A 26,201-nucleotide genomic window follows, 5' to 3' on the forward strand; every position below is an offset into this window, starting at 1 on the left:
CAGTTAACTCATTGCTCTTTTTAATCCACCCCTTATTTATATAGGTTTGATGTATAATAACATTTAAATCTATATCTCATGCAAAATCAAATCAACTTAGACATTACGACGCCTTGCTCGGAAAACTTCAATCAATTTTCACCAACTCCAAAAGGTGGTTTTTGTGATTCTTGTACAAAAGAAGTGATTGACTTTACTACAATGAATGCCAATCAAATTGAAACCTTTTTCAATAAAAAAGACACTCAAAATACTTGTGGTCGATTTAAAAGCACACAATTAAAATCGTATCCGGTAAAACCTACAAAAAGCAAGTTTAGCTTTATCAGTGCTATTGGTTTGGCTTGTTTCGCTCTATTTTCATTTTCGACAGTAAAAGCACAAGACCAAATAACCAAAAACACGTCAACAAATAACAAGATTAACCAAACACAAAATTTGTCCATTACGGGTAATATAACAGACGGAAACGGTTTACCACTTCCAGCAGTAAATGTAGTTTTACAAGGTACTGCTTTTGGATGCGTATCTGATTTTGATGGTAATTTTGTGTTTCCTCAAAAAGTAAAAAGAGGTGATGTTTTAATCTTTAGTTATGTGGGTTACAAGTCTAAAAAAGTAACTGTTCAAAATACTAGCGCAACTACAAACATGGTATTAAATGTAAGTTTAAACGACGATTCTTATATTCTGATGGGTAAAGTTGCAGTTAAAGAAGTGTATTCTTCTAAAAAAGACTAATTCTATTTACATGAAAAACGTACTCACCCTAATTTTATTTTTCATAGTTAAATTAACTATTGCGCAAGTTTCGGATTTTAAAACTATCGATTTTACTAGAGCTGATAATATTGCTAAACTAAATGCTAACGCTAGTTTAAAAAACTTACCATTACTTGCGTATAATTTGACTTACAAATTAGATAATGATGCTGAAAAATTTAGAGCAATTTATACTTGGGTTTGTACTAATATAAAAGGCGATCTTAATCAAGACAATAAAGTTAGTAAACAACGTAAGCGTTTTAAAAACGATAGTCTAGCCTATTTAAAATGGAATAATGAGTATCAAAAAACAGCATTCAAAAAATTACTAAAGCATAAAAAAACCATGTGCACAGGTTATGCTTACCTAATAAAGGAACTTTGCTTTTTAGTTAATTTAGACTGTAAAATGGTTAATGGCTTTGGACGCTCTACAACCACAAATGTGGCATCTTTAGACTTAGCAAATCACTCTTGGAATGCCGTAAAACTAGATAACAAGTGGTATTTATGTGATGCGACTTGGTCTAGTGGCTATTTTGTAAACGATGTATTTATCAAAGACTACAACTTAGGTTATTTTTTGACAGACCCTACTCTATTTGCTAAAAACCATTATCCGTTGGATAAAAAATGGTTATTAAACGACACGTTAATAACCTCTGATTTTAGCGCTTCTCCAATAGTTTATGGAGATACATTTACACATAAAATCATTGCGATTGGTCCTAGTGACTTAAACACAACCATAAAAAAAGACGATACTTTAGAAATTCGTTTTAAATCTTTAAACAGCTTAGACACTAAAGACATATCACTAATTAAATATTCTGGTTTTAAAACTATTCCTTATAAAATAACCAACCTTAAAAACGATAATGGATTAGTATCCTTTAATTACAAATTTGAAACTAATGGAGTTTATGATGTCCATTTAAAAATCAAAAACGACATCGTTGCAACATACACTATTAGCGTAATTACAGAGTAAAAACAGCAAGGCTATTCTAAAAATATTAAACCACATTAAATGCTTGGAAAAAACTACCTTTGTAGCAAATTCTAATTCATGTCATTTAAAGACTTACAACTTAACAGACCTATTTTGCGCGCTATTGCGGAAAAAGGATACGATAACCCAACATTAGTACAGGAAAAAACAATTCCGTTAGTACTAAACGGAAAAGATGTGATTGTTTCTGCACAAACTGGTACAGGAAAAACCGCAGCTTTTGCATTACCTATTTTACAGTTATTGTATGATAAGCAAGAGGGTCCAAAAAAAGGAAAAAAAATTAAAGCTTTAATTGTAAGTCCAACTAGAGAATTAGCGATACAAATTGCAGAAAACTTTGAAGCTTACTCAACACACACAAAACTAGAAAGTGCTGTTATTTTTGGTGGTGCTGCTATAGAGCCACAAAAAGAACTTTTACGTAATGGTATTGATATTTTAATTGCAACACCAGGACGTCTATTAGATTTACATAAACAAGACGAAATTAATCTAGATTATGTGCAAACATTAGTACTAGATGAAGCAGATTTAATGCTTGACATGGGCTTTATTGACGATGTTAAAAAGATTGAACGTCTTTGTCCTAAAACAAAACAAACGTTATTATTCTCTGCAACTATACCTTATAAAGTAGAGCAATTAGCGAGTACCATTTTAACGGAGCCACAACGTATTGAAGTGGCGCAAAACAGTTCTACTTCAAAAAATGTTAATCAATTACTTTATTTTACACCTAAAAAGGACAAAATAGAATTAGCATTACACCTGCTTCGTAATACCATAAAAGGAAACATTATAATTTTTAGACGTACCAAATATGGTGTGGATAAATTAGAAAAAACCTTACTTAAAAATGGCTATTTAGCGGATAGTATCCATGGTGATAAAAGTCAAACAGCAAGACAAGACGCCTTAAAACGCTTCAAGAAAAAAGAAATTAATATCTTAATTGCAACAGATGTTGCAGCACGTGGTATTGACATTGATCATTTAGATGCTGTTTTTAACTTTGATTTACCAAATGTACCAGAAACATATGTCCATAGAATTGGTCGTACGGCTCGTGCAGGTCAATCAGGTATGGCATACTCACTTTGTAGTGCCGACGAGAAAAGCTATTTAATAGATATTCAAAAACTGATTCATTTACAGTTAGATGTTATGGACGACCATCCTTATCCTTTAGATCCAAAAGCAAAACCAATCATACACAAATCTGCTAAATCTGGTAGTAAGCATAAAAAAGGGCGTAAAAGTGAAGCGTCTAAAAAGAAGAAAAAGCGTTGGTATTAATAAGTAACATGATATCAATAATTTAATTACTCCTTCAAAATAAACATAAAATGAAACATTACTTCACCCTACTTTTAGTTATTACATTATTTACAGCATGTAAAAACGATAAAACTACAGAAGACAACACACCTACTGAAACTTTAGTAAAAAACGAGGCTTTTAGTACAATGCTAAACGATTTTTATGAAGAAGGTTTAAAATTAAACCCATTAAGCGCGACATCCGCTGGAGATAATCGCTATAACAATAGCTTACCAAATACGCTAACGGACGCCTTTTCTGAAAAGGAAAAAGCATACTATTCGGATTTTAAAGCTAAAGCGGAATCTTATAGCAACTCACAACTTAACGCCAAGCAACAATTAAGTCGTGACATTTTAATATGGGATTGCGATATTAATTTAGAACGTTTTGATTTTAATGAAAACTACACCCCAATAAACCAAATGTGGACCAAACAACTAACGGTTGGTACTCTGGCAAGTGGTGCAAGTTCTCAGCCTTTTAATACAGTCGAAGATTACGACAATTGGTTGCAACGTGTAGACCAGTATTTAGAATGGGTAGCTTCTGCTGAAACTAAAATGAAAGCAGGTATTGACAACAAACATGTTTTACCAAAAGCATTAATTGCTAAGGTTGTCCCACAATTAAAAACAATTGCAGAAACTAAATTAGAGGATCACCTATTTTATACGCCGATTACAAATTTACCAGACAGTTTTTCTGAGCAAGACAAAACACGTTTGACAACAGCTTATGCCAATATGGTGTCAAACAAAGTTATTCCTGCTTACACATCGCTTTACAATTTTATGAAAGACGATTATATGGCAGCTGGTAGAACAACTAGTGGGATTGACGATACACCAAACGGGAAAGCCTATTACGAGCATCAAATCAAGTTATACACAACAACTACAATGACTGCAGACCAAATACATAATTTAGGTCTAAGTGAAGTGAAGCGTATTCTTGCCGAAATGGAAAAAGTAAAGACACAAGTTGGGTATAAAGGAGATATTATTTCGTTTTTTGATTTTGTTAGAAACAACAAAGACTTAACGCCATACAACACGCCAAAGCAAATTATCGATAACTTTAATGCGATACATGAAACCATGAAACCGCAAATTGCTAAGCTATTTGATGTTAAACCTAAAACAGCTTTTGAAGTTAGACAAACTGAAAAATTTAGAGAAGCCTCTGCTAGTGCAGAATATAACCCAGGGTCTTTAGACGGCACACGACCTGGTATTTTTTACACACCAATTCCTGATGCTTCAAAATATAACGTCTTTAGTGACGAAGCCTTATTTTTACACGAAGCTATTCCGGGACACCATTATCAAATCTCCTTACAACAAGAAGATACCGAGTTACCAAAATTCAGAAAAACACTATGGTATAGTGCTTATGGAGAAGGTTGGGCATTATACTGCGAGTCTCTAGGGAAAGAGTTAGGATTATACACAGATCCTTACCAGTATTTTGGAATGTTAGGTATGGAAATGCACCGTGCCATACGTTTAGTCGTGGATACAGGAATGCATACTAAAGGTTGGACAAGAGAACAAGCTATCAAATACTCATTAGACCATGAAGCAGAAAGTGAAGCTAGTATCATTTCGGAAATCGAACGTTATATGGCAAATCCAGGACAAGCATTATCGTATAAGATTGGGCAATTAAAAATCATAGAATTACGTGCTAAAGCAGAAAAAGCCTTAGGTGATCGTTTTGATATTGCACAGTTTCATAATCAAGTATTAGAACCAGGTTGCGTACCATTAGCACTACTAGAAACTAAAATTGACCAATGGATTGAAGCGTCTAAATAAAATATAAGACTGCTGTCGTCAACCTGAACTCGTTTCAGGTTCTCACATAAAAAACAACACCCAAAAATAATGAGATTCCGAAATAAATTCGGAATGACGTTCATTAATAAAATTAAGACATACAAGTCGTCAACCTGAATTGGTTTTAGGTTCTCATGATAAACTTTGAATTATAAGACCGCACCCGTCAACCTGAACTCGTTTCAGGTTCTCACTTAAAACTCAACAATCCAAGATAATGAGATTCCGAAATAAATTCGGAATGACGTTCATTAATAAAATTAAGATATACAAGTCGTCAACCTGAATTGGTTTTAGGTTCTCATGATAAACTTTGAATTATAAGACCGCACCCGTCAACCTGAACTCGTTTCAGGTTCTCACAAGAAACTAATAATACAATACTCAAATAAATTAAAAAAGCCTTCTATTTCTAGAAGGCTTTTTAATTTCCAAATTATTGGAATAATTATTGAATCATTTAAGTATAATCTTTAAATTAGACCATGTCAAAAAAACACCTACTTCTAATTTGTCTTGCTTTTATTTCGGCTTTAAGCCAAGCACAAAACAAAACACTACTATCTACAACCAACCAACCGGTCTCTTTTGCTACTATTTCATTTGGAAACGGAAACGGTTTGTTTGCAGATGACGAGGGTAAATTTCATTTTACAAAAAAACTATATTCAGATATTGACTCCCTATTTATTTCGGCCTTAGGCTACAAAGATTTAAAGTTAGCAACAGCGACATTAAAAGACACACTATTTTTAGAATCTAAAGCAGACTTACTAGACGAAGTTATAGTTATTGCTAGACCTACCGGAAAGTTTAAAGAAGTAACGTTAAAACCTACAGATCATAACGATTATTACAAATGTTGGTTGCCAACAATAGAGAGTGAAATTGCGGTATTTTTTCCAAATAATGACACCAAACCAAAGCACTTAACAAAAATACTGCTTCCTATAAAAACGGAAACTAAAGATTGGGACAAACGTGGTAAAAACAAACAAGCCAAACGACCCTTTTCGACCTTATTTAGAGTACAATTCTATAAAAACGACAAGGGATTACCTGGAGAGGTTTTAACCTATGAAAAAGTAATTTTTATTGCCACAGAAGACACCAAACCTATATTTGAATTTGATGTTTCTGGATTTGACATTTTTGTGCCAAAAGACGGTATTTACGTATCCATCCAAGTCCTTGGTTTTACGGATAAAAACGGAAAGTTACTACCCAATAAAAAATATAAAGAAGTAAAAACACGACGTGGTATTGTTAAAGTATCCACCACGTTTAGACCTTTATTACCATTTACAGACCAAATTGCTGCCAAAACAACATTTATAAAACGTGTGTTTCATAACAATGGACAGTGGATTCTTTTTGATAAGAAAAATGTAAATAATTCTAACCTATTAAACGCAGGTTTAAACAATTATGGAATGGGATTAAAAATGGAAGTTTATAAAGAGCAATAAGTCTTATAATTTCGTTTTAACGAATAAAAAAGCACCTTATTCAGTTTCAATTAAAATTAGAGTAAAGGATGTGGTCTATTCATAATTTTATAGTATTTTTAGTATTCATTCTATTTTAAATGAAGGAGCACAGTCTATGACAGAAATTGATATTGAAAAAGAAAATGCAGACATTGCAAATGCGTATAAACAGCTTTTAAAAGTTAGTTATCGCACCTTATCTACGGATGACAAAAAACTAATCAGAAAAGCTTTTGATGTTGCTGTTGAGGCCCATAGCCATCAACGCAGAAAAAGTGGCGAAGCTTATATTTTTCATCCCATTGCTGTTGCCAAAATTGTAGCAGAACAAATTGGTTTAGATGCAACGTCTATTGCTGCCGCCCTTTTACATGATGTTGTAGAGGATAACGAAAATTATTCTGTCAAAGACATCGAAGATTTATTTGGAGAAACTGTTGCCAAAATTGTTGATGGACTAACAAAAATATCATCTTTAAGCAAAGAGAAAGACATGGATGTGTCTTTACAAGCTGAGAACTTCAGAAAAATGCTATTAACTTTAAATGATGACGTTAGAGTTATTATTATAAAAATAGCAGACCGTTTGCACAACATGCAAACTATGGACAGTATGCGTCCAGACAAGCAAGAAAAAATAGCATCAGAAACCTTATATATTTATGCGCCTTTAGCACATAGAATTGGGTTATATAATATCAAAACAGAACTAGAAGACTTAGGTTTAAAATATACAGAACCTGAGATTTACAATGATATTTTACACAATATAAAAGAAAGCAAAGAACAGCAAGACGCTTATATTGAAGAGTTTAATGATGTTATTAAAAAATCATTAGATAAAGAAGGCTTAAACTACACCATAAAAGGACGTCCAAAATCCATTTTCTCTATTAAAAGAAAAATGGACAAACAAGGCGTAACTTTTGACGAGGTTTACGACAAGTTTGCGGTAAGGATTATATACAAAAGTGACAGAGACAACGAGAAGTTTTTGGCCTGGAAAATATACTCCATAGTTACCGATCATTTTAGACCCAATCCTACCCGATTACGTGACTGGATATCGTCACCAAAAACAACAGGTTACGAAGCACTTCACATTACCGTAATGGGACCCAAAGGACGCTGGGTAGAAGTACAAGTCCGTAGTGAGCGCATGAACGAAATTGCAGAAAAAGGATACGCTGCACATTACAAATACAAAAATGCTGATGACAAAGAGGATAATCTAGACATGTGGATTAACCGTCTACAGGAAGCGTTAGAGCACGCCTCTACTAACGCTGTAGATTTTGTAGAACAGTTTAAACTGAATTTATATTCTAAAGAAATTTTTGTTTTTACCCCTAAAGGGGAATTAAAGTCGTTGCCAAAAGGAGCTACGCCTTTAGATTTTGCTTTTAGTATACACACTGAAGTTGGTAAAAAAACTAGAGGAGCTAAAGTAAACGGAAAATTAGTACCATTAAGTCACGTTTTAAATAGTGGCGATCAAGTAGACATTATTACTTCAGAAAGTGCAAAACCTAACCCAAACTGGTTAGACTACGCGACTACTGCTAGAGCTAGAGGAAAAATAAAGTCGTTATTAAAAGAAGACACTAAAATAATTGCCGAAGATGGTAAAGAGATTTTAAGACGAAAATTAAAACAACTTAAAATTACCCTAAACGAAAAGTCTGTTAACGAAATGGTTAGCCATTTTAATTTAAAAACTAGTTTAGACTTATTTTACCGTATTGGTACTGGAAGTATTGATAACACTATGCTTAAGGAATATGCTGCGTCTAGAAGTAATGCTTTAGTCAGCTTTCTAAAAAGTAAAATTAATAGAAAACCGGGTACCAATCCAGACGATATACATAAAGAAGAAATTACTAATAAGTATGATTTATTAGTCTTTGGTAAAGAGGAAGAAAAGTTAGATTATAAATTAGCCAATTGTTGTAATCCAATCCCTGGCGACTCTGTTTTTGGTTTTATTACAATAAATGATGGTATTAAAGTGCATAAAAAAAACTGTCCAAATGCGCTTAGTTTACAATCTAATTACGCGTATCGTATTATTCAAGCACGTTGGATAGACTCTTCTCAACAAGAGTTTGCTGCACAAATCATATTATCAGGTATTGACAACTTAGGATTAGTAAATGAAATTACTAAAGTAATATCCTCAAACATGCATGTTAACATGAATAGCATAAGCTTTCAGAGTGATGATGGTGTTTTTAAAGGCAAGATAAATGTCAAAGTTCACAATAAATCCATGCTTAAAAAGTTAACAGATAACCTTAAAAAAATTAATGGTATTGACAAAGTTATTCGCGTTTAACGCTAAGTTGTTAATAAGTGTCTAATAACACATTTGTCAAATTATACTTTTTATGAGTACAACCTCAAAAAAAGATGTAAATTTGTTGGGTATTTATGAGCGGAAAAACAGATATAAAAAATCAAGAGATTGTAAAAAACGTCTTCACTTCTTTTTTAGAAGACAATGGTCATAGGAAAACGCCAGAACGTTACGCTATACTTCAAGAAATCTATTCAAACACAGAACATTTTGATATAGAGTCTTTGTATGATAATATGAAGAACAAAAAGTATCGTGTTAGTCGTGCGACGTTATATAACACTATAGAGCTACTCTTAGATTGTGGTTTGGTTAGAAAACACCAATTTGGTAAAAACCAAGCACACTACGAAAAATCGTATTTTGATAAACAACATGACCATGTTATACTTCAAGACACAGGAGAGGTTATAGAATTTTGTGATCCAAGAATTCAGGCAATTAAAAAAACAATTGAAGAAGTCTTTGATATCGAAATCTCTAAACACTCATTATACTTTTACGGAAATCGAAAAAAAAATAATAACAATACAACTAACTAAAAATGGCAGTAGATTTACTACTTGGTTTACAATGGGGAGATGAAGGCAAAGGAAAAATTGTCGATGTATTAACCTCTAAATACAACATTATAGCACGTTTTCAAGGTGGTCCAAATGCAGGACACACATTGAAATTTGACGGAATAAAACACGTACTACGTACTATACCTTCAGGAATTTTTCATAAAGACGCAATGAATGTTATTGGAAACGGTGTCGTAGTCGATCCAGTGGTTTTTATTAAAGAATTAGAAGGTTTAGACCAATTTGATATTGATTATAAAGCAAAGCTAATTGTTTCAAGAAAAGCACATTTAATCTTACCAACGCATCGTTTATTAGATGCAGCTAGTGAAGCCTCTAAAGGAAAAGCCAAAATTGGTTCTACTTTAAAAGGTATTGGTCCAACTTACATGGACAAAACTGGTAGAAATGGGATTAGAGTTGGTGATCTAGAAATGGATAGCTGGAAAGAAAAATACAGAGCTTTAGCTAACAAGCACGAAGCAATGATTGCTTTCTATAATGTAGACGTACAATACGATCTAGAAGAAATGGAAGTAGAGTTTTTTGAATCTATTGAAAAACTTAAAGAATTACAATTTATTGATAGCGAAGCGTATTTACACCAATCACTTAGAGAGGGTAAAACCATTTTAGCTGAAGGTGCTCAAGGATCGCTTTTAGATATTGACTTTGGTACGTATCCATTTGTAACATCAAGTAATACAACTGCAGCTGGAGCATGTACTGGTTTAGGTATTGCACCTAACCAAATCAAAGAAGTCTTTGGTATTTTTAAAGCATACACAACACGTGTAGGTTCTGGACCATTCCCAACAGAATTATTTGATAAGGATGGTGAAGAAATGGCTAGAATTGGTCAAGAATTTGGAGCTGTAACAGGTCGCGCAAGACGTTGTGGTTGGTTAGATTTAGTAGCCTTAAAATACACATGTCGCGTTAATGGTGTGACGCAATTAATGATGATGAAAAGTGATGTGCTTTCTGGTTTTTATACTTTAAAAGTAGCAACAGCTTATAAATATAAAGGCGAAACAATTACACATTTACCGTTTAACATAGAACCGGAAAATGTAGAACCTGTTTATACTGACTTTAAAGGTTGGAGCGAAGACTTAACTGAAATGAGTGAAGCGTCTCAATTACCAAAAGAACTTAATGATTACATTAGTTTCTTAGAGGAAGAATTAGAAATTCCTATTAAAATAGTTTCTGTTGGACCAGACAGAAAACAGACTATTTTTATGTAATATAAAATCAAAGTTTAAATTACAAACCTGCTATTCAATTTAATAGCAGGTTTTTTCATCTTAAATTATTACTAATACACAATTACAAGTCTATTAAATCGTTATTTTTGTGTCAAACAATTACATCTTGAAATTTAATAAATACACATACTTTTTATTCCTTGCATTTGTTATGCAATTAGGAATGGCGCAACAAAAACATATTGAGATTAAAGACTCCGGTGCTTTTGGTGATATTGATGAAGAAAACTTTCCAGGAGCCAGCATCTTGACTAGAAGTGATCAAGGTCAAGTACATATTTACCATGACGGTATTGACATGTTTTGTGACAAAGCCATTTTTTATGGAAAGGAAGATTTTATTGAAGCCTACGGTAATGTTAACATGAAACAAGGTGACACCATTAATCTGACCTCTAAATATGTAGAATATTCTGGTAAAACACAATTAGCTTTTGCTAGTGGTGACGTGGTACTTACAGATCCACAATCCACTATTACATCGGACACTTTATATTTTAACAGAGCTAGTCAAGAATCCTATTATAAATCTGGAGGAAAAGTAGTTAGAGATTCTTCTGGGACTATTACAAGTCGTATTGGTCGCTATTACATGAACGAAAAAAAATACCGTTTTGTAGATAGTGTAAAACTAGTCAACCCACAATACGAACTAAATACAAAGACATTAGATTACTATTCAGACAATGGTCACGCATACATGTACGGACCATCAACTATAGTTGGCGATAGTAGTAAAATTTATAGCGAACGTGGTTTTTATGACACTACAAATGACACCGGTTATTTTGTTAGAAAATCCAGAATAGATTACGATAATCGTGTCGTTAAAGGTGATAGTATCTTTTTTGATCGAAAGCGTAATTTTGCGTCTGCAAGCAATAATATTACAGTAACGGATACTGTAAATAGTAGTCTTATTAAAGGCCACTATGCAGAAGTATATCGTGCAAAAGATTCGGTTTACATTACCAAACGCGCACTAGCTATTACCATTCAAGAAAAAGATAGTATTTACATGCATGCGGACACGTTAATGATTACAGGAAAACCGCAACACCGTATTACAAGAGGCTATTATAATGCTAAAATATTCAAGAAAGATATTAGCGCCAAAGCAGATTCAATACATGCGGATCAAAAAACGGGCTTAACGCAGTTAATTAACCTAGCTAGGCTTAATAAAGGAGACGCCTTTTCTGCTGCAAGAAAACCTATACTTTGGAATGTTGACAATCAAATGACTGGAGACACCATTCATTTAAAATCAAATCCTGTTTCAGAAAAATTAGATTCATTAATCGTCTTTAATAATGCCTTTACAATTAGTAAAGATACCATTAGCGAAAATGCTTATAATCAGATTTCCGGTAAACGACTTATTGCATTATTTAATGATAATAATGATATTAACGAGGTCCATATTCTTAAAAATGCCGAATCTATTAATTACACACGTAATGATAACGGTGAATTAATAGGGATTGATAAAGCAAAATCCGCAAATATTGTCATCTATATTGAAGATAAAGAAGTGGTCGAGTTTAGAAGAGAATTTAACCCTGAAGCTAAGACGCACACAGAAGATGATTTACCTGAAAATGCAAGAAAATTAAGAGGCTTTGATTGGCGCGATGATGAGCGTCCAACATCTGTTGAAGATTTATTTAAAGATGATCCGCCACTTGTACTTCCTGTTATCAAAGGTTTAGAACCTTATAAAGCTGACGACGAATTTTTTGGAGAAGCATTGCTTGGCAGAATAAACAAAGCAGATGCGGAAGCTGACAAAAAACAACTTAACAAAAAAGAAGAAGCACCAAAAGCCTCTAGAACTGTTCCGAAAAAATTTCTAAAAAAAGATGTGAAGGCTGTTACAAAACCAGCAAAAGCAACAGTAACGGAAAAAGAATAATTTATGAAAGCAGGGTTTTTAAAATACCAAGCACAAACCTCTCCATACCCATTAGCTTTAGAAATATCTCACGCTAAAGGCAGCTATATCTTTGACACTAATAACAAATCTTATTTAGATTTTGTTGCTGGCGTGTCTGCTTGTACTTTAGGTCACAGTCACCCAAAAGTGGTAAATGCCATAAAAAACCAAGCTGACAAATATTTACACGTTATGGTTTATGGCGAATATGCCCAACAACCAGCTGTAGAACTTTGCAAATCTATAGCCACGCACCTACCCGATCCTTTAGAATCTACCTACTTAGTAAATTCTGGAACAGAAGCAATTGAAGGTGCCTTAAAATTAGCACGTCGTGTTACGGGACGTAGCCAAATTATAGCAGCACATAATGCGTACCATGGAAACACTATGGGTTCTTTAAGTTTAATGGATTTTGAAGAACGCAAAGCGCCATTTAGACCTTTACTGCCCGACATTAGTCATATTACTTTTAATTACGAACCACATTTTAAACATATTACTTCAAAAACCGCAGCAGTAATAGTAGAAACGATACAAGGAGGCGCAGGATTTATAGAACCTAAAGTAAATTACTTAACCAAATTAAAGGCTAAATGCCAAGCTGTAGGTGCTTTATTAATTTTAGACGAAATACAACCAGGTATTGGACGTACCGGTAAACTTTTTGGTTTCCAAAACTACAATGTCATTCCTGATATAGTCGTGACAGGAAAAGGACTTGGTGGGGGTTTACCAATTGGTGCATTTACAGCGTCAAAAGCACATATGGACCTCTTACAGGACAGCCCTAAACTTGGTCATATTACAACGTTTGGAGGTAATCCATTAATTGCAGCGTCTGCACTAGCAACCTTACAAGAAGTTGTCACTAGTGACTTAATGGCAGAAGCCTTAAAAAAAGAACAATTAATAAAAAAGCACTTAAAACACCCACTAATAACAGAGATTAGAGGACGTGGATTAATGTTGGCAGCCATAACCACATCAGCAGAAGTAACCAATCAGGTTATACTAGAAGCTCAAAATCAAGGGTTAATTTTATTTTGGCTGTTATTTGAGCCTAAAGCAATTAGAATTACACCTCCCCTAACTATTAGTAACGAAGAAATAATTAAAGGTTGTGGCATTATTATTGACTTATTAAACAAAATAAGTGACACTAAATAAAGTCTAAGTCACTACAAATCACCCAAAAACGCTTAAAACCTTGTAATTGTTGATTACTTTGTTAAAAACAAAAACAGTTTTTGACATTATGAGGCTAATAGAACATTACATTTAATACACTAGAAACACCTAAACAGTGCCTATGGAGTTTAGTCAAGAAGAACCAAATAAAATATCGCTTAAAAAGTTCGAATCCATGTTAAAAACAAACCATGTGTTGTTTTTTGATTCGGATGAATTTGAGAACATAATACACCATTACCTTAATCAAGGTAAGGTGTCTTTAGCCAAAAAAGCTATTAAATTAGGTTTGCAACAACATCCCTCATCCACTAATTTAAAATTGTTTCAAGTAGAAATATTTGTATTTGAAAACAAACTAAAAGAAGCAAATCAATTACTTGATGCGCTATATATTTTAGAACCTTCTAACGAAGAAATTTATATTCAAAAAGCCAATATATTATCCAAGGATGATAAGCATGAAGATGCCATAAAAATATTGACTACAGCTTTAGATTTGTCTGAAGAAACATCAGAATTACATTCTTTAATTGGAATGGAATATTTGTTTTTAGATAATTTCGAACAAGCAAAACAAAGTTTCATGAGTTGTTTAGCTGAGGATAATGAAGATTACTCGTCACTATACAATGTAATGTATTGCTTTGATTTTTTAAATGAAAATCAAGAAGCCATCCATTTTTTAAATGATTATTTAAATGGGAGCCCTTATTCTGAAGTAGGATGGCACCAATTAGGAAAACAATTTTACACACTAAAAGAATATAAAAAAGCGCTTAGTGCTTATGATTTTGCGATTATCTCTGACGACAGATTTGTTGGGGCTTATCTAGAAAAAGGTAAAGTATTAGAAAAACTTAAACGTTATAACGAAGCTATTGAAAATTACGCTTTGACGTTAGAGTTAGATGACCCAACCGCTTTTGCATTATTAAGATTAGGATGTTGTCATGAAAAACTAGGTCAATTTGACTTAGCCAAACAATACTTTTATAAAACTGTAAAAGAAGACCCATTATTAGACAAAGGTTGGATTGCAATCACTAAGTTTTACAACAAGCAAAAAAATTACCAAAAAGCTTTATATTACATTAATAAAGCGATAAATATTAACGAAGAAAATGCAGTGTACTGGAAACTATATGCACAAATAAACCATAGATTAAACTTCTTAGAAGAAGCAGAACGTGGTTACAAACGTGCTATAGAACTTGGTAATTATGAATTATCTTCTTGGTTAGAAAGAAGTGACATATTAATCAAATTAGGAGAAACTGATGCAGCGTGTTTAAATTTAATTCAAGCTGCCGAATTTTATCCAGAAGAAGCTGATATCGAGTTTAGATTAGTAGGTATTTATTATGGTATGTTAGAAACAGAAAAAGGAAGTTATCATTTAAAAAACGCATTAGATTTTAATGCAGAAAATCTGTTTATTGTAGAAGAATTATTTCCATTGGTTTACGAATCTACAACCTTTAAGAAGGCATTAAAAAAGTTACAATAATTTACACTTAAAACGAATTTTGTATACCTTTGATTACTAACAAAAATTAAACTATGCAAAGACGTTTAAAAGATTACCTTTTAATATCCTTAAAAGGTGTAGCTATGGGAGCAGCTGATGCTGTCCCTGGTGTTTCAGGTGGTACAATTGCTTTTATTTCTGGAATCTACGAAGAGCTAATAGCTACTATAAGCGGTGTTAACTTAGCATTATTTAAAACCCTAAAAACAGAAGGTCTTTCAGCGTTTTGGAAGCAACTAAACGGTAACTTTATTGTTGCGCTTTTAACTGGTATTATTATCAGTTTTGTATCGTTTATGCGATTAGCAAAATATTTACTAGAGCAACACCCTGTTTTAATTTGGTCTTTCTTTTTTGGTTTAATTATAGCTAGTATTTTATTTATTGGTAAGCAAATTAACAAATGGTCCATTAGTACAATAATTGCTTTAGTAATTGGTGCTTTAGCTGCGTTTTACATTACTAGTTTACCATCTCTAGCTAGCAGTAATAATCCATACTTTTTATTTGTCGCAGGAGCTATAGCCATTTGCGCTATGATTCTTCCTGGTATTTCAGGTAGTTTTATCTTATTAATTTTAGGAGCTTACAAAACATTAAGTAATGCTTTTCATGATTTTGATATTAAAAAAATAGCCTTATTTGGTACAGGTGCTGTCGTTGGATTATTAAGTTTTAGTCATGTTTTAAAATGGTTATTTAAGAATTACCACAACACAACCCTAGCTATACTGACAGGTTTTATATTAGGGTCTTTAAACAAGGTGTGGCCTTGGAAAAAAACAGTTTCCGTAATGATTGATAAAACCGGAGACATTGTACCATTAAATACCATTACAGATTTTGGCACGCTTTCCTTTTTCCAAAAAACTACAAACGATTTTGATACGTACAAAACTATAGCAGAACAAAGTGTAAACCCGCTTCACTACAGTGAGTTAAATAACTATTTAGCTAATCCACAAATAGCAGTAGCCATTGCTTTAATGATTGCAGGATTTTTAACTATTTTTATTCTAGAAAAAGTAGGTCACAAGTCTAAATAAATGGAAAACACGCGTACATTTAAAGATAAACTATTCTTAATCTTAAAAGGATTAGGCATGGGCGCTGCCAATAAGGTTCCTGGCGTATCTGGAGGTGTTGTCGCATTTGTTGCTGGATTCTATGAGGAATTTATATATTCTCTACAAAAAGTAAACGGTACAGCACTTAAACTACTAATTAAAGGTCGGTTTAAATCCTTTTACACCTATATCAATGGTCGTTTTTTAAGTCTATTGTTTTTAGGAATGATTGTTAGTTTTTTTAGCATCTCAAAACTTTTAGACTATTTAATAACGCATTACCAATTGTATGTATGGAGTGTGTTTTTTGGGATGATAATTGGTTCTATTTATTATATAAGCAAAGACTTTAAAGATTGGAAAACAACCACTTTTATAGCATTATTAATAGGTACTGCACTAGGTTTAGGAATCAGCTTTTTAGATCCAGCAACAGAAAATGACAACCTTATATTTGTGTTTTTCTGTGGTATTATTAGTGTCTCAGGTATGACATTACCTGGGTTTTCAGGCTCGTTTATCTTAATACTTTTAGGTAACTATGTGTTATTATTAGTAGATTCCGTAAATGCTTTATTTGACACATTTTCAGAAATACTTATTGGTGATTTTAGCTTTACTGCTAACCTAGAGCGCTTAAGAATGCTAAAAGTATTAACCGTATTTACAATAGGGTCTGTGGTTGGATTAGTAACATTTTCTCACGCCCTAAATTATATTTTAAAACATTATAAAAGTGTTACAATAGCATCAATAATTGGATTTATTGTAGGATCCCTAGGTGTTGTTTGGCCTTTTAAACATACACTATATAAACTAAACGACAATGGTAGTTTATTACTTGACTCTAGAGGTCAAAAAATCATAGAAAACTACGAGCGGTTTTTACCGCCACTTAATACCCAAACGTATTTAGCCATTTTTTATATTTTATTAGGAATAGCAATCGTATTAGCATTAGAACTTTATGGACAAAAAACAAGACAACAACAAGCGTAATTTCGGGTTAATTGGTAAGGATATTTCTTATTCGTTTTCAGAAAATTATTTCGCAAACAAATTTAAAGATCAGAACATAACAGATGCTAATTACCAAAATTTTGATATTCAAACTATTGAAGATTTTGACAAAAAGGTATTAAAAACAAAAGCCTTAGCTGGCTTAAATGTTACCATACCGTATAAAGAAAGTATTATTCCTTTTCTTGATAAATTAGATAAAAAAGCAAAAAAGATAGGCGCTATAAACACCATTAAATTCACCAAAAAAGGAAATTTAAAAGGATACAATACAGATATCTACGGGTTTAAAAAAGCAATAAAACCACACTTAAAAAAACAACATAAAAAAGCCTTGATATTAGGAACAGGAGGCGCAAGTAAAGCGATTGCTTTTGTTTTAAAAGAATTGAACATTGACTTTCATTTTGTATCTCGCCAAGCTTCAAAAAAAGCAAGTTACACCTATGACGCGCTTTCAGAACAAATAATAAGTGACCATCAGATTATAATTAATTGTTCGCCTGTAGGCACATTTCCAGATATTACAGATGCACCTAAAATTCCGTATAACGGAATCCAAGACACGCATATTTTATTCGATTTAATATATAACCCATCGGAAACTGTTTTCTTAAAAGAAGGCAAGCAAAAAGGTGCAAAAACACTAAATGGTTATGACATGTTAGTGTTTCAGGCTGAAAAATCATGGAAAATCTGGAATAAAGGCCTTTAATTGACGAGTAAACACCTAAAATATTGGTAGTTTTTGAAGTTGTTACTATCTTTAAAAGCTAAATACACATTAAACAAACTAAAACATTTATAAAATGTCAGAGCTAGATAACCTGCAAAATGCAGATGGAACGGAAGAAATTAACGAAAACGTGCAACCAGAAACACCTCAAGAAGTAACTTCTGTAACAGAAGATAACGATGAAGTGTTGAATGAAATTGACGACTCTAATGCAGAGGATGCGGAGGATGAAGGTAATGTTGATCGTCATAACATTGAGGATAAAGATTACGAGTCGCTTAACCTTGAACAATTGGTTATTGAGATTGAACGTTTAGTACAAAATGAAAAAGTGCAAGCCATCAAAAAACATGTTGATGCTATAAAAACAGAATTTGATAAGCAGTTTCAAGAATTGCTTAACGAGAAAAAGGAAGAGTTTTTAAGCACAGGTGGTAACATCATTGACTTTAGTTTCCAATCTCCTTTACAACGCAGTTTTAAAGACAGTTATAAAGATTATAAACAACGTTTAAATGGTCACTATAAAAATATAGAGCAAAACCACAAACAAAACCTTACAAACAGATTAGAAATCATAGATGGTATTAAGGCATTAACAGAAGATGCTGAAGACTCTATGAACACTAAATACAAAAAATTTAAAGAGCTTCAAGACCAATGGAAAGTTGCAGGACCTATACCGCGTGACAAATACAATAACGCTTGGAATAGCTACCATTTTAATGTCGAACGTTTTTATGATTTACTACATTTAGATAGAGATTTAAGAGACAAAGACTTTGCACGTAATTTAGAATTAAAAACTAAAATAATTGAGCAAGCAGAAGCTTTAGCAAACGACGAAAACACAAACAGAGCTTTTAGAGAACTTCAAAATTTACATAAAATTTGGAAGGAAGAATTAGGACCTGTATCTAGAGAACATAGAGAACCAATCTGGGATCGTTTTAAAGAAGCAACAAAAAAAATAAATGCGAAGCGTCAAGATTACTTTAAAAATCTTGATAAAGTATACGAGCAAAACTTGCTAAATAAGCACGCTATTATTACCCTAATTAATGAAAAAGCTAACGAGAAAATTAGCAATCATGGTGGATGGCAAAACAAAATTAAAGAAATTGAAGCACTTAGAGAAGAGTTTTTCAAAGCAGGTAAAGTTCCTGTAAAAGTTAACGAAGCAACTTGGGCTAGTTTTAAAGAAGCTGTTAGAAATTTTAATAGACAGAAAAACGAATTCTATAAAACGCTAAAGAAAGACCAATACGATAATTTAGAGAAAAAGCAAGCCTTAGTTAAAATTGCAGAAGACAATAAAGAAAGTGATGACTTTCAAGCGACGACGCAATTAATGAAAAAAATACAAGGTGACTGGAAACGTATTGGACATGTACCAAGAAAAGACAGTGACAAAATATGGAAACAGTTCAAAAGTGCTTGTAACCATTACTTTGACCGTATAAAAGAACAACGTAACGCAGCAAGTGTTGAGGAAGAAGAAGCTTATACACAAAAAGAAACGCTTTTAGCTGCTGTTAAAAGTCTAGAATTATCTGGAGAGCAAAAAACTGATTTAGCGACTATTAAAGAACAAATTAATAGCTGGAAAACCATAGGACGTGTACCGCGTAACAAGCGTCAAATTGAAAGTGATTTTAATGAAACTTTAGATGGACTATTTAAATCTTTAGATCTTAATAAAACAGAAACTGAATTAATTAAATTTGAAAACAAATTAGACCAATTAGCTTCAGGAGATGACTCTAGAGCATTGGATAATGAGCGTTTTTATATTCAGAAAAAAGTTGATGAAATTAAAGCTGAAATCATTCAATTAGAAAACAACTTACAGTTTTTCTCTAACGTAAAATCGGACAATCCTTTAGTAAAAGATGTGCATAAAAACATTACAAGACATAAAGACGATCTAGTGTTATGGACTACTAAATTGAAAAAAATAAAAGGTTTATATTCTTAATATTTAACTTATTACACTAACCTGTTTAACACATTATAATGTTTTAAACAGGTTTTTTTTGTTTAAAACGCTAATACCCAATCATGACTACCACAACAATACAAGACGCACGTGCTATTAACGAACAAAAGGTTATAAAAAACTAAATCCCACTTCTAAAAAGAAGTGGGATTTTAGCTCCTAACTAAACTAACCAATTACTTCTGTTCGCTTACAAGAAATAATTATTTTTAATGACATCAGTGTGATGTATGCTATTAATCAACTATATTCTATAAAAATATTGTGTCATTTATAAGTATATACGGTACAATTATAGTTTTGGACTTTTTAGATTGAAAAAAAATAATATATATTCAAAAAAGGACCTCTTTTTTAGCTAATAATTAGACTACAATTACATAAAAAAGGCTGTTGATCATTCTTTCAATTTTCAATTTTAATTAAAAAAAATCCTACCAAAGCAGGATTATAGAATAGTCTCTTGACGCTCTCAAATAGAATATTAGAGTTGCTGTTTTTTGGCCTCCTCCCAAAAAAACTTAGTATTTGAAAATCACAGATTTTCTAATTACTGCTTTTTGGCCTCCTCCCAAAAAATATCCATTTCACCCAAAGTCATGTCTTTTAAATCTTTGTTTAACCCTTTTGCTTTTTGTTCTAAATACTCAAAGCGTTTTTTAAACTTTTTATTCGTGCGTTCTAAGGCGTTTTCTGGATTTATATTCAAAAACCTAGCGTAGTTTACCATAGAGAACAATACATCTCCAAATTCGTCTTCCATTGCATCAACATCGCCCTTTTCTACTTCAACTTTAAACTCGTTAAGCTCCTCCTCTACTTTTTCCCATACTTGCTCTGGTCGTTCCCAATCAAAACCAACTCCTGCTACTTTTTCTTGTATCCTGCTTGCTTTTACTAAGGCAGGCAAACTATTAGGAACACCTTCTAAAACACTTGTTCTTCCTTCTTTTAATTTTAGATTTTCCCAATTACGCTTGACTTCTGCTTCATCTTTTACAGTAACATCTCCATAAATATGTGGATGCCTATGGATTAGTTTTTCGCATATACCATTACAAACATCTGCAATATCAAATGCTTTTTTCTCACTTCCTATTTTTGCATAAAAAACCATATGCAACATAAGATCTCCAATTTCCTTTTTAACCTCTTCTAAATCGTCTTCCAAAATAGCATCGCCTAGCTCGTAAGTTTCTTCAATAGTTAAATGACGTAACGTTTCCATGGTTTGCTTTTTATCCCAAGGACATTGCTCACGTAGCTCGTCCATAATAGTCAATAAACGGTCAAATGCTTTTAATTGGTCTGCTCTAGAATTCATATAAAAAAAGGTTTTTGTAAAAGTACGTTGATTTGTTTCATCTTAAAAAATGATAAACAAAAAAAATCCAGCAAAAGCTGGATTTTTAATATCTATAAATTAAGTCAATTTATTCTTCTTCGTCAGACGTTTCAGTCTTAGCTGTATCAAAGTCTAACATGTCATTTTTTTGTAACATATTATACCATTGTACTACTTTTTTAATATCACTTGGGTACACTCTATCTTCATCATAATCTGGTAATACTTCAAAAAAGTATTCTTCCAGTTTATCTTTAGAGTCTTTATGACTAATACTAGTTTGTGCTCCTTTTTCTTTGTCTTTAATTTTACTTAAGACGTCTTTTAATGGTACTTCTTCTGTTAAAGTATAAATTGCAATCTCACTTAAAATACTAACGTTTTGTTGTATTCCAACAGACATACGTCTATTATCAATTAAAGATTCAGCAATAAAGCCACCTCTTGTTTGAGTTACTAATTTATATAATCCAGGTTTACCTGCAATTGCTAATACTTTATCTAAAGCCATATAGTTTCTTGTTTTTAATTATCCTTTTATCTTTCACTTTGACGCTGCATAGTGTTCAAAAATTGGATGGCAAATATCTTATGTTAGTTTGGGTTTTCCAAACGTTTAACGTTTCTTTTTCATTAATGGAAATTTCATGCGGTAATCTACATTGATTTTCCCTTTAGAGATATTGGTTAATTTTCCTTTTATCAAACGCTTTTTTAAAGCAGATAAATGGTCTGTAAATAAAATCCCTTCGATGTGATCATACTCATGCTGAAATACTCTAGCAGCCAAACCATCTAATGCCATAGTTTGCTTATTAAAGTCTTCATCAAAATATTCAATTTTAATATTTGGTTGTCTAAATACATCCTCTCTAACATCAGGAATACTTAAACAGCCTTCATTAAACGCCCATTCATCACCAGATTCTTCTAAAATAACTGGATTGATAAAGGTGTGTTTAAAATTTTTCAAAAACTCACTTTCTTCCTTACCTAAAACTTCTTCGTCATCTGCAAACGGAGTTGCATCCACAATAAACATACGGATTGACAATCCAATCTGCGGTGCAGCTAAACCAACACCAAACGAACCATACATAGTTTCGTACATGTTTGCTATTAGTTCTTTTAACTTTGGATAATCCTTAGTAATGTCAGTCGCTTTTTTCTTTAAAACGGGATCGCCATAGGCGACAATTGGTAATATCATACTATTTATTATTGATTATAAAGGTAACTCTGTAAGATTATGGTTGCACTAACCTCGTCTAAAAGCGCTTTATTTTGTCTTTGTTTTTTCTTTAATCCACTATCTATTAACGTTTGCGTCGCCATTTTAGAAGTAAAACGTTCATCCACACGCTTTATCGGAATCTTAGGAAATGCATTTTCTAGTTTTACCAAAAACGGAATAATTAACGCTTCACTTTCACTTGGCGTATTATCCATTTGTTTTGGTTCTCCGACTAAAAATAATTCGACCTGCTCTTTACTTAGATAGTCTTTTAAAAATGCAATAAGCTCCTTAGTATTAACTGTGGTTAATCCAGAGGCAATAATTTGCATCTCATCAGTAACTGCTAATCCTGTTCTAACTTTTCCGAAATCAATTGCTAAAATGCGAGCCATATTAAATTTTGTGCAAATTTATAGTTTTATACTCTTAACACCTTAAATATTGTGCCATATTTTAATTTTTACGAATTATATTTGTCTTAAATTAAAATTGACATGACAGAATTACAAAAAACAATAGAGAATGCTTGGGATAACCGAGAGTTATTAACAGACGCAAAAACGATAGACGCTATTAGAGAAGTGGTTAACCTTTTAGATTTAGGAAAACTTCGAGTAGCAGAACCGACAACTGATGGTTGGCAGGTTAACGAATGGGTTAAAAAAGCGGTTGTTTTATATTTCCCTATTCAAAAAATGGAAACTTTAGAAGCTGGTATTTTTGAATATCATGATAAAATTCCACTAAAAAGGGGGTATAAAGAAAAAGGAATTAGAGTGGTACCAAATGCTGTTGCACGTCATGGTGCTTACATATCTGCTGGAACAATTTTAATGCCTAGTTACGTAAATATTGGCGCGTATGTAGACGAAGGAACCATGGTTGATACTTGGGCTACCGTTGGTAGTTGTGCACAAATTGGTAAAAACGTACACTTATCTGGTGGTGTTGGTATTGGTGGTGTTTTAGAGCCTTTACAAGCGTCTCCGGTAATTATAGAAGATGGTGCATTTATTGGATCACGTTGTATCGTTGTAGAAGGTGTACACGTAGAAAAAGAAGCTGTTTTAGGAGCTAACGTGGTGTTAACCATGAGTACTAAAATTATAGATGTTACGGGTGATACACCTGTTGAGATGAAAGGTCGTGTACCTGCAAGATCAGTAGTTATACCAGGTAGTTACACTAAAACCTTTGCTGCAGGAGATTTTCAAGTCCCTTGTGCATTGATTATTGGAAAACGTAAAGAAAGTACAAATAAGAAGACGTCTTTAAATGATGCTTTAAGAGAGTATGATGTTGCTGTGTAATTAATTTAGAATTACAGTAATTATCAAAACAAATTAAAGTACTGATATAAAATAAATAGCGATTGAAAATTTTAGTTGTACAACAGAAAATGATTGGGGACGTACTGACAAGTAGTATTCTGTTTGAAGCTCTGCGCGAAAAATACCCGAAGGCACAACTAGATTATGTTATTAATACTCACACATATGCGGTTGTAGAGCACAACCCATATATTGATAACTTTGTTTTTATTACTCCAGAAATTGAAAAGAGTAAACTAAAATTTTATCGCTTTTTAAAAACTATAAAAAAAGAAAAATACGATATTGTTATTGATGTTTATGGCAAATTAGGAACTGCACTTATCAGCGCTTTTACTGCTGCCAAAACGAAAATAGCATATCATAAAAAATATACTGCATTTGTTTTTTCGCATACTGTACAGCGTTTAAAAAAACCGCAACACAATGCTAGTTTAGCAATTGAAAACAGATTAAAACTTTTAGAACCTTTAGATATTACTTTTAAAAATAGAGTCCCTCAAATTTATTTGAAACCTCAAGAAATAAGTAATGCTAAAAAATATTTAGAGCGTTCCAAAATAAAGGACAGTAAACCTCTATTTATGATTAGTGTTTTAGGTAGTAGTCCTATAAAAACCTATCCTGCTAAATATATGGCTGAATTGTTAGATAGTCTTGTAGCAAATACTAAAGACGCTCAGATACTTTTTAATTATATACCAAAGCAGAAAACAGAAGCAAAAGCTATTTTTGATTACTGTCTACCAGAAACAAAAAAGCACATCTTTTTTGATATCTTTGGAAAAAGCTTAAGAGAATTTTTAGCCATTACACAACAATGTGATGCCTTAATAGGAAATGAAGGAGGTGCAAATAACATGGCCAAAGCACTAAACATTCCTACTTTTACTATTTTTTCGCCGTATTTAAATAAAGCTAATTGGTATAGTAAAAACGAGCCAGGACATAATATAGCAATACATTTATCAGACTATATCCCTTACGGGGAAACCGATAAAAACGAAGCAAAAAAGAATCCTGAGATGTTTTATCTAAAACTTAAACCTGAATTTATAGAACCCGAACTTAAAAAGTTTTTAAGTAACTTATAAGCATGAATTATAAATTTTTAATCTACATATCATACAGTTATGCGTTACCAATTGGTATTCCTCTGGAAAAAGAAATTTTAAAACGAGGCTATACTGTAAAATGGTTTGCAGATATTGGAGATGGTAAAAAAGCAATACAACAAAAAGATAATGCTTTAAATACGATACAGGATGTTATAGATTATAATCCGAATGTTGTTTTAACAGCCACTGATGATGTTCCTGATTTTATTTCAGGCTTGAAAGTGCAAGTGTTTCATGGGTTTTTAACTTATAAGAGACCAAAAAAAAGCTATGGAGAAGCTCACTTTAGACTTCGCGGCCTTTTTGATTTATACTGCACACAAGGTCCATCATCAACTAAAGGGTTTATTGCACAGCAAATAAAACATCCTTATTTTGAAGTTATAGAAACAGGCTGGAGTAAAGTAGACCCTTTATTTCCTATAGAGAAGAAAAAAAGCTCTAATACTATTATGATTGCCTCTACTTTTACAGAGCGTCTAAGCTTAGCTTACAATGACGACGTATTTCAAGAAATAAAGCGATTATCTAATAATGGGAATTACAATTTTATAATGGTATTACACCCAAAATTACCTAACATTATTAAACAAAAGTGGCAAACAATAAACAACAGAAATTTCACATACTGTAATACAACAGACTTAGTACCACTATACAAGCAAGCAGATATCATGTTTGCTGATACAACCTCTGCTATTCAGGAATTTTTACTACAAAAAAAACCTGTAGTTACATTTAACCATACGTTTAAACACAATTATTTAATTGATATCAATCAATCAAATAATATCGAAAAAGGATTTATTGAAGCTTTAAGTTTTCCAGAAAAATTACTTAAAAACATCGAAATATTTATAAAAGACCTGCATCCTTATTTTGACGGAAAATCAAGCCAACGTATTATTGATGCCAGTATAATGCAATTACATAAAGATAAAAGAGAGTTGAAAAACAAACCTTTAAATCTAATACGCAAATACAAAATACGTAAACGACTAAACCTTTTTACTCTAAAAAGTTACAATAAACCTTTTACAATATCTAAGTAATCATTAGCACATTT

General features: G+C 32.4%; 22 protein-coding genes. 18 read left to right on the forward strand and 4 right to left on the reverse strand.

What is annotated here, in order from left to right:
• Window positions 1-78: 78 nt before the first annotated feature.
• The 15 genes from ACZ2G2_RS01505 to ACZ2G2_RS01575 all read left to right on the forward strand — a co-directional run bounded on the left by ACZ2G2_RS01505 (window position 79) and on the right by ACZ2G2_RS01575 (window position 20,083).
• A complete protein-coding gene (locus tag ACZ2G2_RS01505) occupies window positions 79-741 on the forward strand; it encodes a carboxypeptidase-like regulatory domain-containing protein (protein WP_281848040.1) in 663 nt (220 codons plus the stop codon).
• A 10-nt stretch (window positions 742-751) separates the two neighbouring features.
• A complete protein-coding gene (locus ACZ2G2_RS01510) occupies window positions 752-1,756 on the forward strand; it encodes a transglutaminase domain-containing protein (RefSeq protein WP_470393632.1) in 1,005 nt (334 codons plus the stop codon).
• Between the two features lie 78 nt (window positions 1,757-1,834).
• Window positions 1,835-3,076, forward strand: coding sequence for a DEAD/DEAH box helicase (locus ACZ2G2_RS01515; RefSeq protein WP_470393634.1), 1,242 nt, complete (start codon window positions 1,835-1,837; stop codon window positions 3,074-3,076).
• 50 nt (window positions 3,077-3,126) lie between these two features.
• Window positions 3,127-4,920: a DUF885 domain-containing protein gene (locus ACZ2G2_RS01520; RefSeq protein WP_470393635.1), complete on the forward strand. Its 1,794-nt coding sequence runs from the start codon at window positions 3,127-3,129 to the stop codon at window positions 4,918-4,920.
• A 506-nt stretch (window positions 4,921-5,426) separates the two neighbouring features.
• Window positions 5,427-6,410, forward strand: coding sequence for a peptidase associated/transthyretin-like domain-containing protein (locus ACZ2G2_RS01525; protein ID WP_101203051.1), 984 nt, complete (start codon window positions 5,427-5,429; stop codon window positions 6,408-6,410).
• A gap of 136 nt (window positions 6,411-6,546) precedes the next feature.
• Complete coding sequence (locus ACZ2G2_RS01530) at window positions 6,547-8,766, forward strand: RelA/SpoT family protein (protein WP_090839116.1); 2,220 nt, start codon at window positions 6,547-6,549, stop codon at window positions 8,764-8,766.
• Window positions 8,767-8,861: 95 nt separating this feature from the next.
• The gene (locus ACZ2G2_RS01535; protein WP_090839114.1) at window positions 8,862-9,329 is read left to right on the forward strand and encodes a Fur family transcriptional regulator; all 468 of its coding nucleotides are present in this window, start codon (window positions 8,862-8,864) and stop codon (window positions 9,327-9,329) included.
• A gap of 2 nt (window positions 9,330-9,331) precedes the next feature.
• Window positions 9,332-10,603 (forward strand): adenylosuccinate synthase, encoded by a 1,272-nt coding sequence (locus tag ACZ2G2_RS01540; protein ID WP_470393636.1) that lies wholly within the window; start codon window positions 9,332-9,334, stop codon window positions 10,601-10,603.
• 127 nt (window positions 10,604-10,730) lie between these two features.
• Window positions 10,731-12,539: an OstA-like protein gene (locus ACZ2G2_RS01545; protein ID WP_470393637.1), complete on the forward strand. Its 1,809-nt coding sequence runs from the start codon at window positions 10,731-10,733 to the stop codon at window positions 12,537-12,539.
• 3 nt (window positions 12,540-12,542) lie between these two features.
• The gene (locus tag ACZ2G2_RS01550; RefSeq protein WP_470393639.1) at window positions 12,543-13,730 is read left to right on the forward strand and encodes an aspartate aminotransferase family protein; all 1,188 of its coding nucleotides are present in this window, start codon (window positions 12,543-12,545) and stop codon (window positions 13,728-13,730) included.
• Window positions 13,731-13,872: 142 nt separating this feature from the next.
• On the forward strand, window positions 13,873-15,261 hold the full coding sequence (locus ACZ2G2_RS01555; RefSeq protein WP_101203055.1) for a tetratricopeptide repeat protein: 1,389 nt from the start codon (window positions 13,873-13,875) through the stop codon (window positions 15,259-15,261).
• A gap of 53 nt (window positions 15,262-15,314) precedes the next feature.
• Window positions 15,315-16,328, forward strand: a complete 1,014-nt coding sequence (locus ACZ2G2_RS01560) for a DUF368 domain-containing protein (protein WP_272023890.1) — start codon at window positions 15,315-15,317, stop codon at window positions 16,326-16,328.
• On the forward strand, window positions 16,329-17,348 hold the full coding sequence (locus ACZ2G2_RS01565) for a DUF368 domain-containing protein (protein WP_470393641.1): 1,020 nt from the start codon (window positions 16,329-16,331) through the stop codon (window positions 17,346-17,348).
• Entirely contained in the window at window positions 17,317-18,084 is a 768-nt protein-coding gene (locus ACZ2G2_RS01570) for a shikimate dehydrogenase family protein (RefSeq protein ID WP_470393643.1), read from the forward strand. The genes ACZ2G2_RS01565 and ACZ2G2_RS01570 overlap by 32 nt, the downstream gene beginning before the upstream one ends.
• 94 nt (window positions 18,085-18,178) lie before the next feature.
• Window positions 18,179-20,083: a DUF349 domain-containing protein gene (locus ACZ2G2_RS01575; RefSeq protein ID WP_470393645.1), complete on the forward strand. Its 1,905-nt coding sequence runs from the start codon at window positions 18,179-18,181 to the stop codon at window positions 20,081-20,083.
• 571 nt (window positions 20,084-20,654) lie between these two features.
• Here ACZ2G2_RS01575 and mazG read toward each other — a convergent pair.
• The 4 genes from mazG to ruvX all read right to left on the reverse strand — a co-directional run bounded on the left by mazG (window position 20,655) and on the right by ruvX (window position 23,078).
• Window positions 20,655-21,428, reverse strand: coding sequence for a nucleoside triphosphate pyrophosphohydrolase (gene mazG, locus ACZ2G2_RS01580; protein ID WP_470393646.1), 774 nt, complete (start codon window positions 21,426-21,428; stop codon window positions 20,655-20,657).
• A 109-nt stretch (window positions 21,429-21,537) separates the two neighbouring features.
• Complete coding sequence (locus ACZ2G2_RS01585) at window positions 21,538-21,960, reverse strand: DUF5606 family protein (RefSeq protein ID WP_101017609.1); 423 nt, start codon at window positions 21,958-21,960, stop codon at window positions 21,538-21,540.
• Window positions 21,961-22,065: 105 nt separating this feature from the next.
• The gene (def, locus tag ACZ2G2_RS01590) at window positions 22,066-22,659 is read right to left on the reverse strand and encodes a peptide deformylase (RefSeq protein WP_090839093.1); all 594 of its coding nucleotides are present in this window, start codon (window positions 22,657-22,659) and stop codon (window positions 22,066-22,068) included.
• A gap of 8 nt (window positions 22,660-22,667) precedes the next feature.
• A complete protein-coding gene (ruvX, locus tag ACZ2G2_RS01595) occupies window positions 22,668-23,078 on the reverse strand; it encodes a Holliday junction resolvase RuvX (RefSeq protein WP_272023897.1) in 411 nt (136 codons plus the stop codon).
• 102 nt (window positions 23,079-23,180) lie between these two features.
• Between ruvX and ACZ2G2_RS01600 the strand changes: the two genes are divergently transcribed.
• The 3 genes from ACZ2G2_RS01600 to ACZ2G2_RS01610 all read left to right on the forward strand — a co-directional run bounded on the left by ACZ2G2_RS01600 (window position 23,181) and on the right by ACZ2G2_RS01610 (window position 26,187).
• The gene (locus ACZ2G2_RS01600; protein ID WP_470393649.1) at window positions 23,181-23,996 is read left to right on the forward strand and encodes a 2,3,4,5-tetrahydropyridine-2,6-dicarboxylate N-succinyltransferase; all 816 of its coding nucleotides are present in this window, start codon (window positions 23,181-23,183) and stop codon (window positions 23,994-23,996) included.
• Window positions 23,997-24,058: 62 nt separating this feature from the next.
• Complete coding sequence (locus tag ACZ2G2_RS01605) at window positions 24,059-25,111, forward strand: glycosyltransferase family 9 protein (protein ID WP_470393651.1); 1,053 nt, start codon at window positions 24,059-24,061, stop codon at window positions 25,109-25,111.
• A gap of 2 nt (window positions 25,112-25,113) precedes the next feature.
• Complete coding sequence (locus tag ACZ2G2_RS01610; protein ID WP_470393652.1) at window positions 25,114-26,187, forward strand: CDP-glycerol glycerophosphotransferase family protein; 1,074 nt, start codon at window positions 25,114-25,116, stop codon at window positions 26,185-26,187.
• Window positions 26,188-26,201: the final 14 nt, after the last annotated feature.

This window comes from Olleya sp. KKT75, assembly GCF_055635485.1.

Excerpts from the sequence above, each read along its gene's own strand:
- ACZ2G2_RS01505 (WP_281848040.1), top strand. The coding sequence starts at position 79 with ATGCAAAATCAAATCAACTTAGACATTACGACGCCTTGCTCGGAAAAC.
- ACZ2G2_RS01510 (WP_470393632.1), top strand. The coding sequence starts at position 752 with ATGAAAAACGTACTCACCCTAATTTTATTTTTCATAGTTAAATTAACT.
- ACZ2G2_RS01515 (WP_470393634.1), top strand. The coding sequence starts at position 1,835 with ATGTCATTTAAAGACTTACAACTTAACAGACCTATTTTGCGCGCTATT.
- ACZ2G2_RS01520 (WP_470393635.1), top strand. The coding sequence starts at position 3,127 with ATGAAACATTACTTCACCCTACTTTTAGTTATTACATTATTTACAGCA.
- ACZ2G2_RS01525 (WP_101203051.1), top strand. The coding sequence starts at position 5,427 with ATGTCAAAAAAACACCTACTTCTAATTTGTCTTGCTTTTATTTCGGCT.
- ACZ2G2_RS01530 (WP_090839116.1), top strand. The coding sequence starts at position 6,547 with ATGACAGAAATTGATATTGAAAAAGAAAATGCAGACATTGCAAATGCG.
- ACZ2G2_RS01535 (WP_090839114.1), top strand. The coding sequence starts at position 8,862 with ATGAGCGGAAAAACAGATATAAAAAATCAAGAGATTGTAAAAAACGTC.
- ACZ2G2_RS01540 (WP_470393636.1), top strand. The coding sequence starts at position 9,332 with ATGGCAGTAGATTTACTACTTGGTTTACAATGGGGAGATGAAGGCAAA.
- ACZ2G2_RS01550 (WP_470393639.1), top strand. The coding sequence starts at position 12,543 with ATGAAAGCAGGGTTTTTAAAATACCAAGCACAAACCTCTCCATACCCA.
- ACZ2G2_RS01555 (WP_101203055.1), top strand. The coding sequence starts at position 13,873 with ATGGAGTTTAGTCAAGAAGAACCAAATAAAATATCGCTTAAAAAGTTC.
- ACZ2G2_RS01560 (WP_272023890.1), top strand. The coding sequence starts at position 15,315 with ATGCAAAGACGTTTAAAAGATTACCTTTTAATATCCTTAAAAGGTGTA.
- ACZ2G2_RS01565 (WP_470393641.1), top strand. The coding sequence starts at position 16,329 with ATGGAAAACACGCGTACATTTAAAGATAAACTATTCTTAATCTTAAAA.
- ACZ2G2_RS01570 (WP_470393643.1), top strand. The coding sequence starts at position 17,317 with ATGGACAAAAAACAAGACAACAACAAGCGTAATTTCGGGTTAATTGGT.
- ACZ2G2_RS01575 (WP_470393645.1), top strand. The coding sequence starts at position 18,179 with ATGTCAGAGCTAGATAACCTGCAAAATGCAGATGGAACGGAAGAAATT.
- mazG (WP_470393646.1), bottom strand. The coding sequence starts at position 21,428 with ATGAATTCTAGAGCAGACCAATTAAAAGCATTTGACCGTTTATTGACT.
- ACZ2G2_RS01585 (WP_101017609.1), bottom strand. The coding sequence starts at position 21,960 with ATGGCTTTAGATAAAGTATTAGCAATTGCAGGTAAACCTGGATTATAT.
- def (WP_090839093.1), bottom strand. The coding sequence starts at position 22,659 with ATGATATTACCAATTGTCGCCTATGGCGATCCCGTTTTAAAGAAAAAA.
- ruvX (WP_272023897.1), bottom strand. The coding sequence starts at position 23,078 with ATGGCTCGCATTTTAGCAATTGATTTCGGAAAAGTTAGAACAGGATTA.
- ACZ2G2_RS01600 (WP_470393649.1), top strand. The coding sequence starts at position 23,181 with ATGACAGAATTACAAAAAACAATAGAGAATGCTTGGGATAACCGAGAG.
- ACZ2G2_RS01610 (WP_470393652.1), top strand. The coding sequence starts at position 25,114 with ATGAATTATAAATTTTTAATCTACATATCATACAGTTATGCGTTACCA.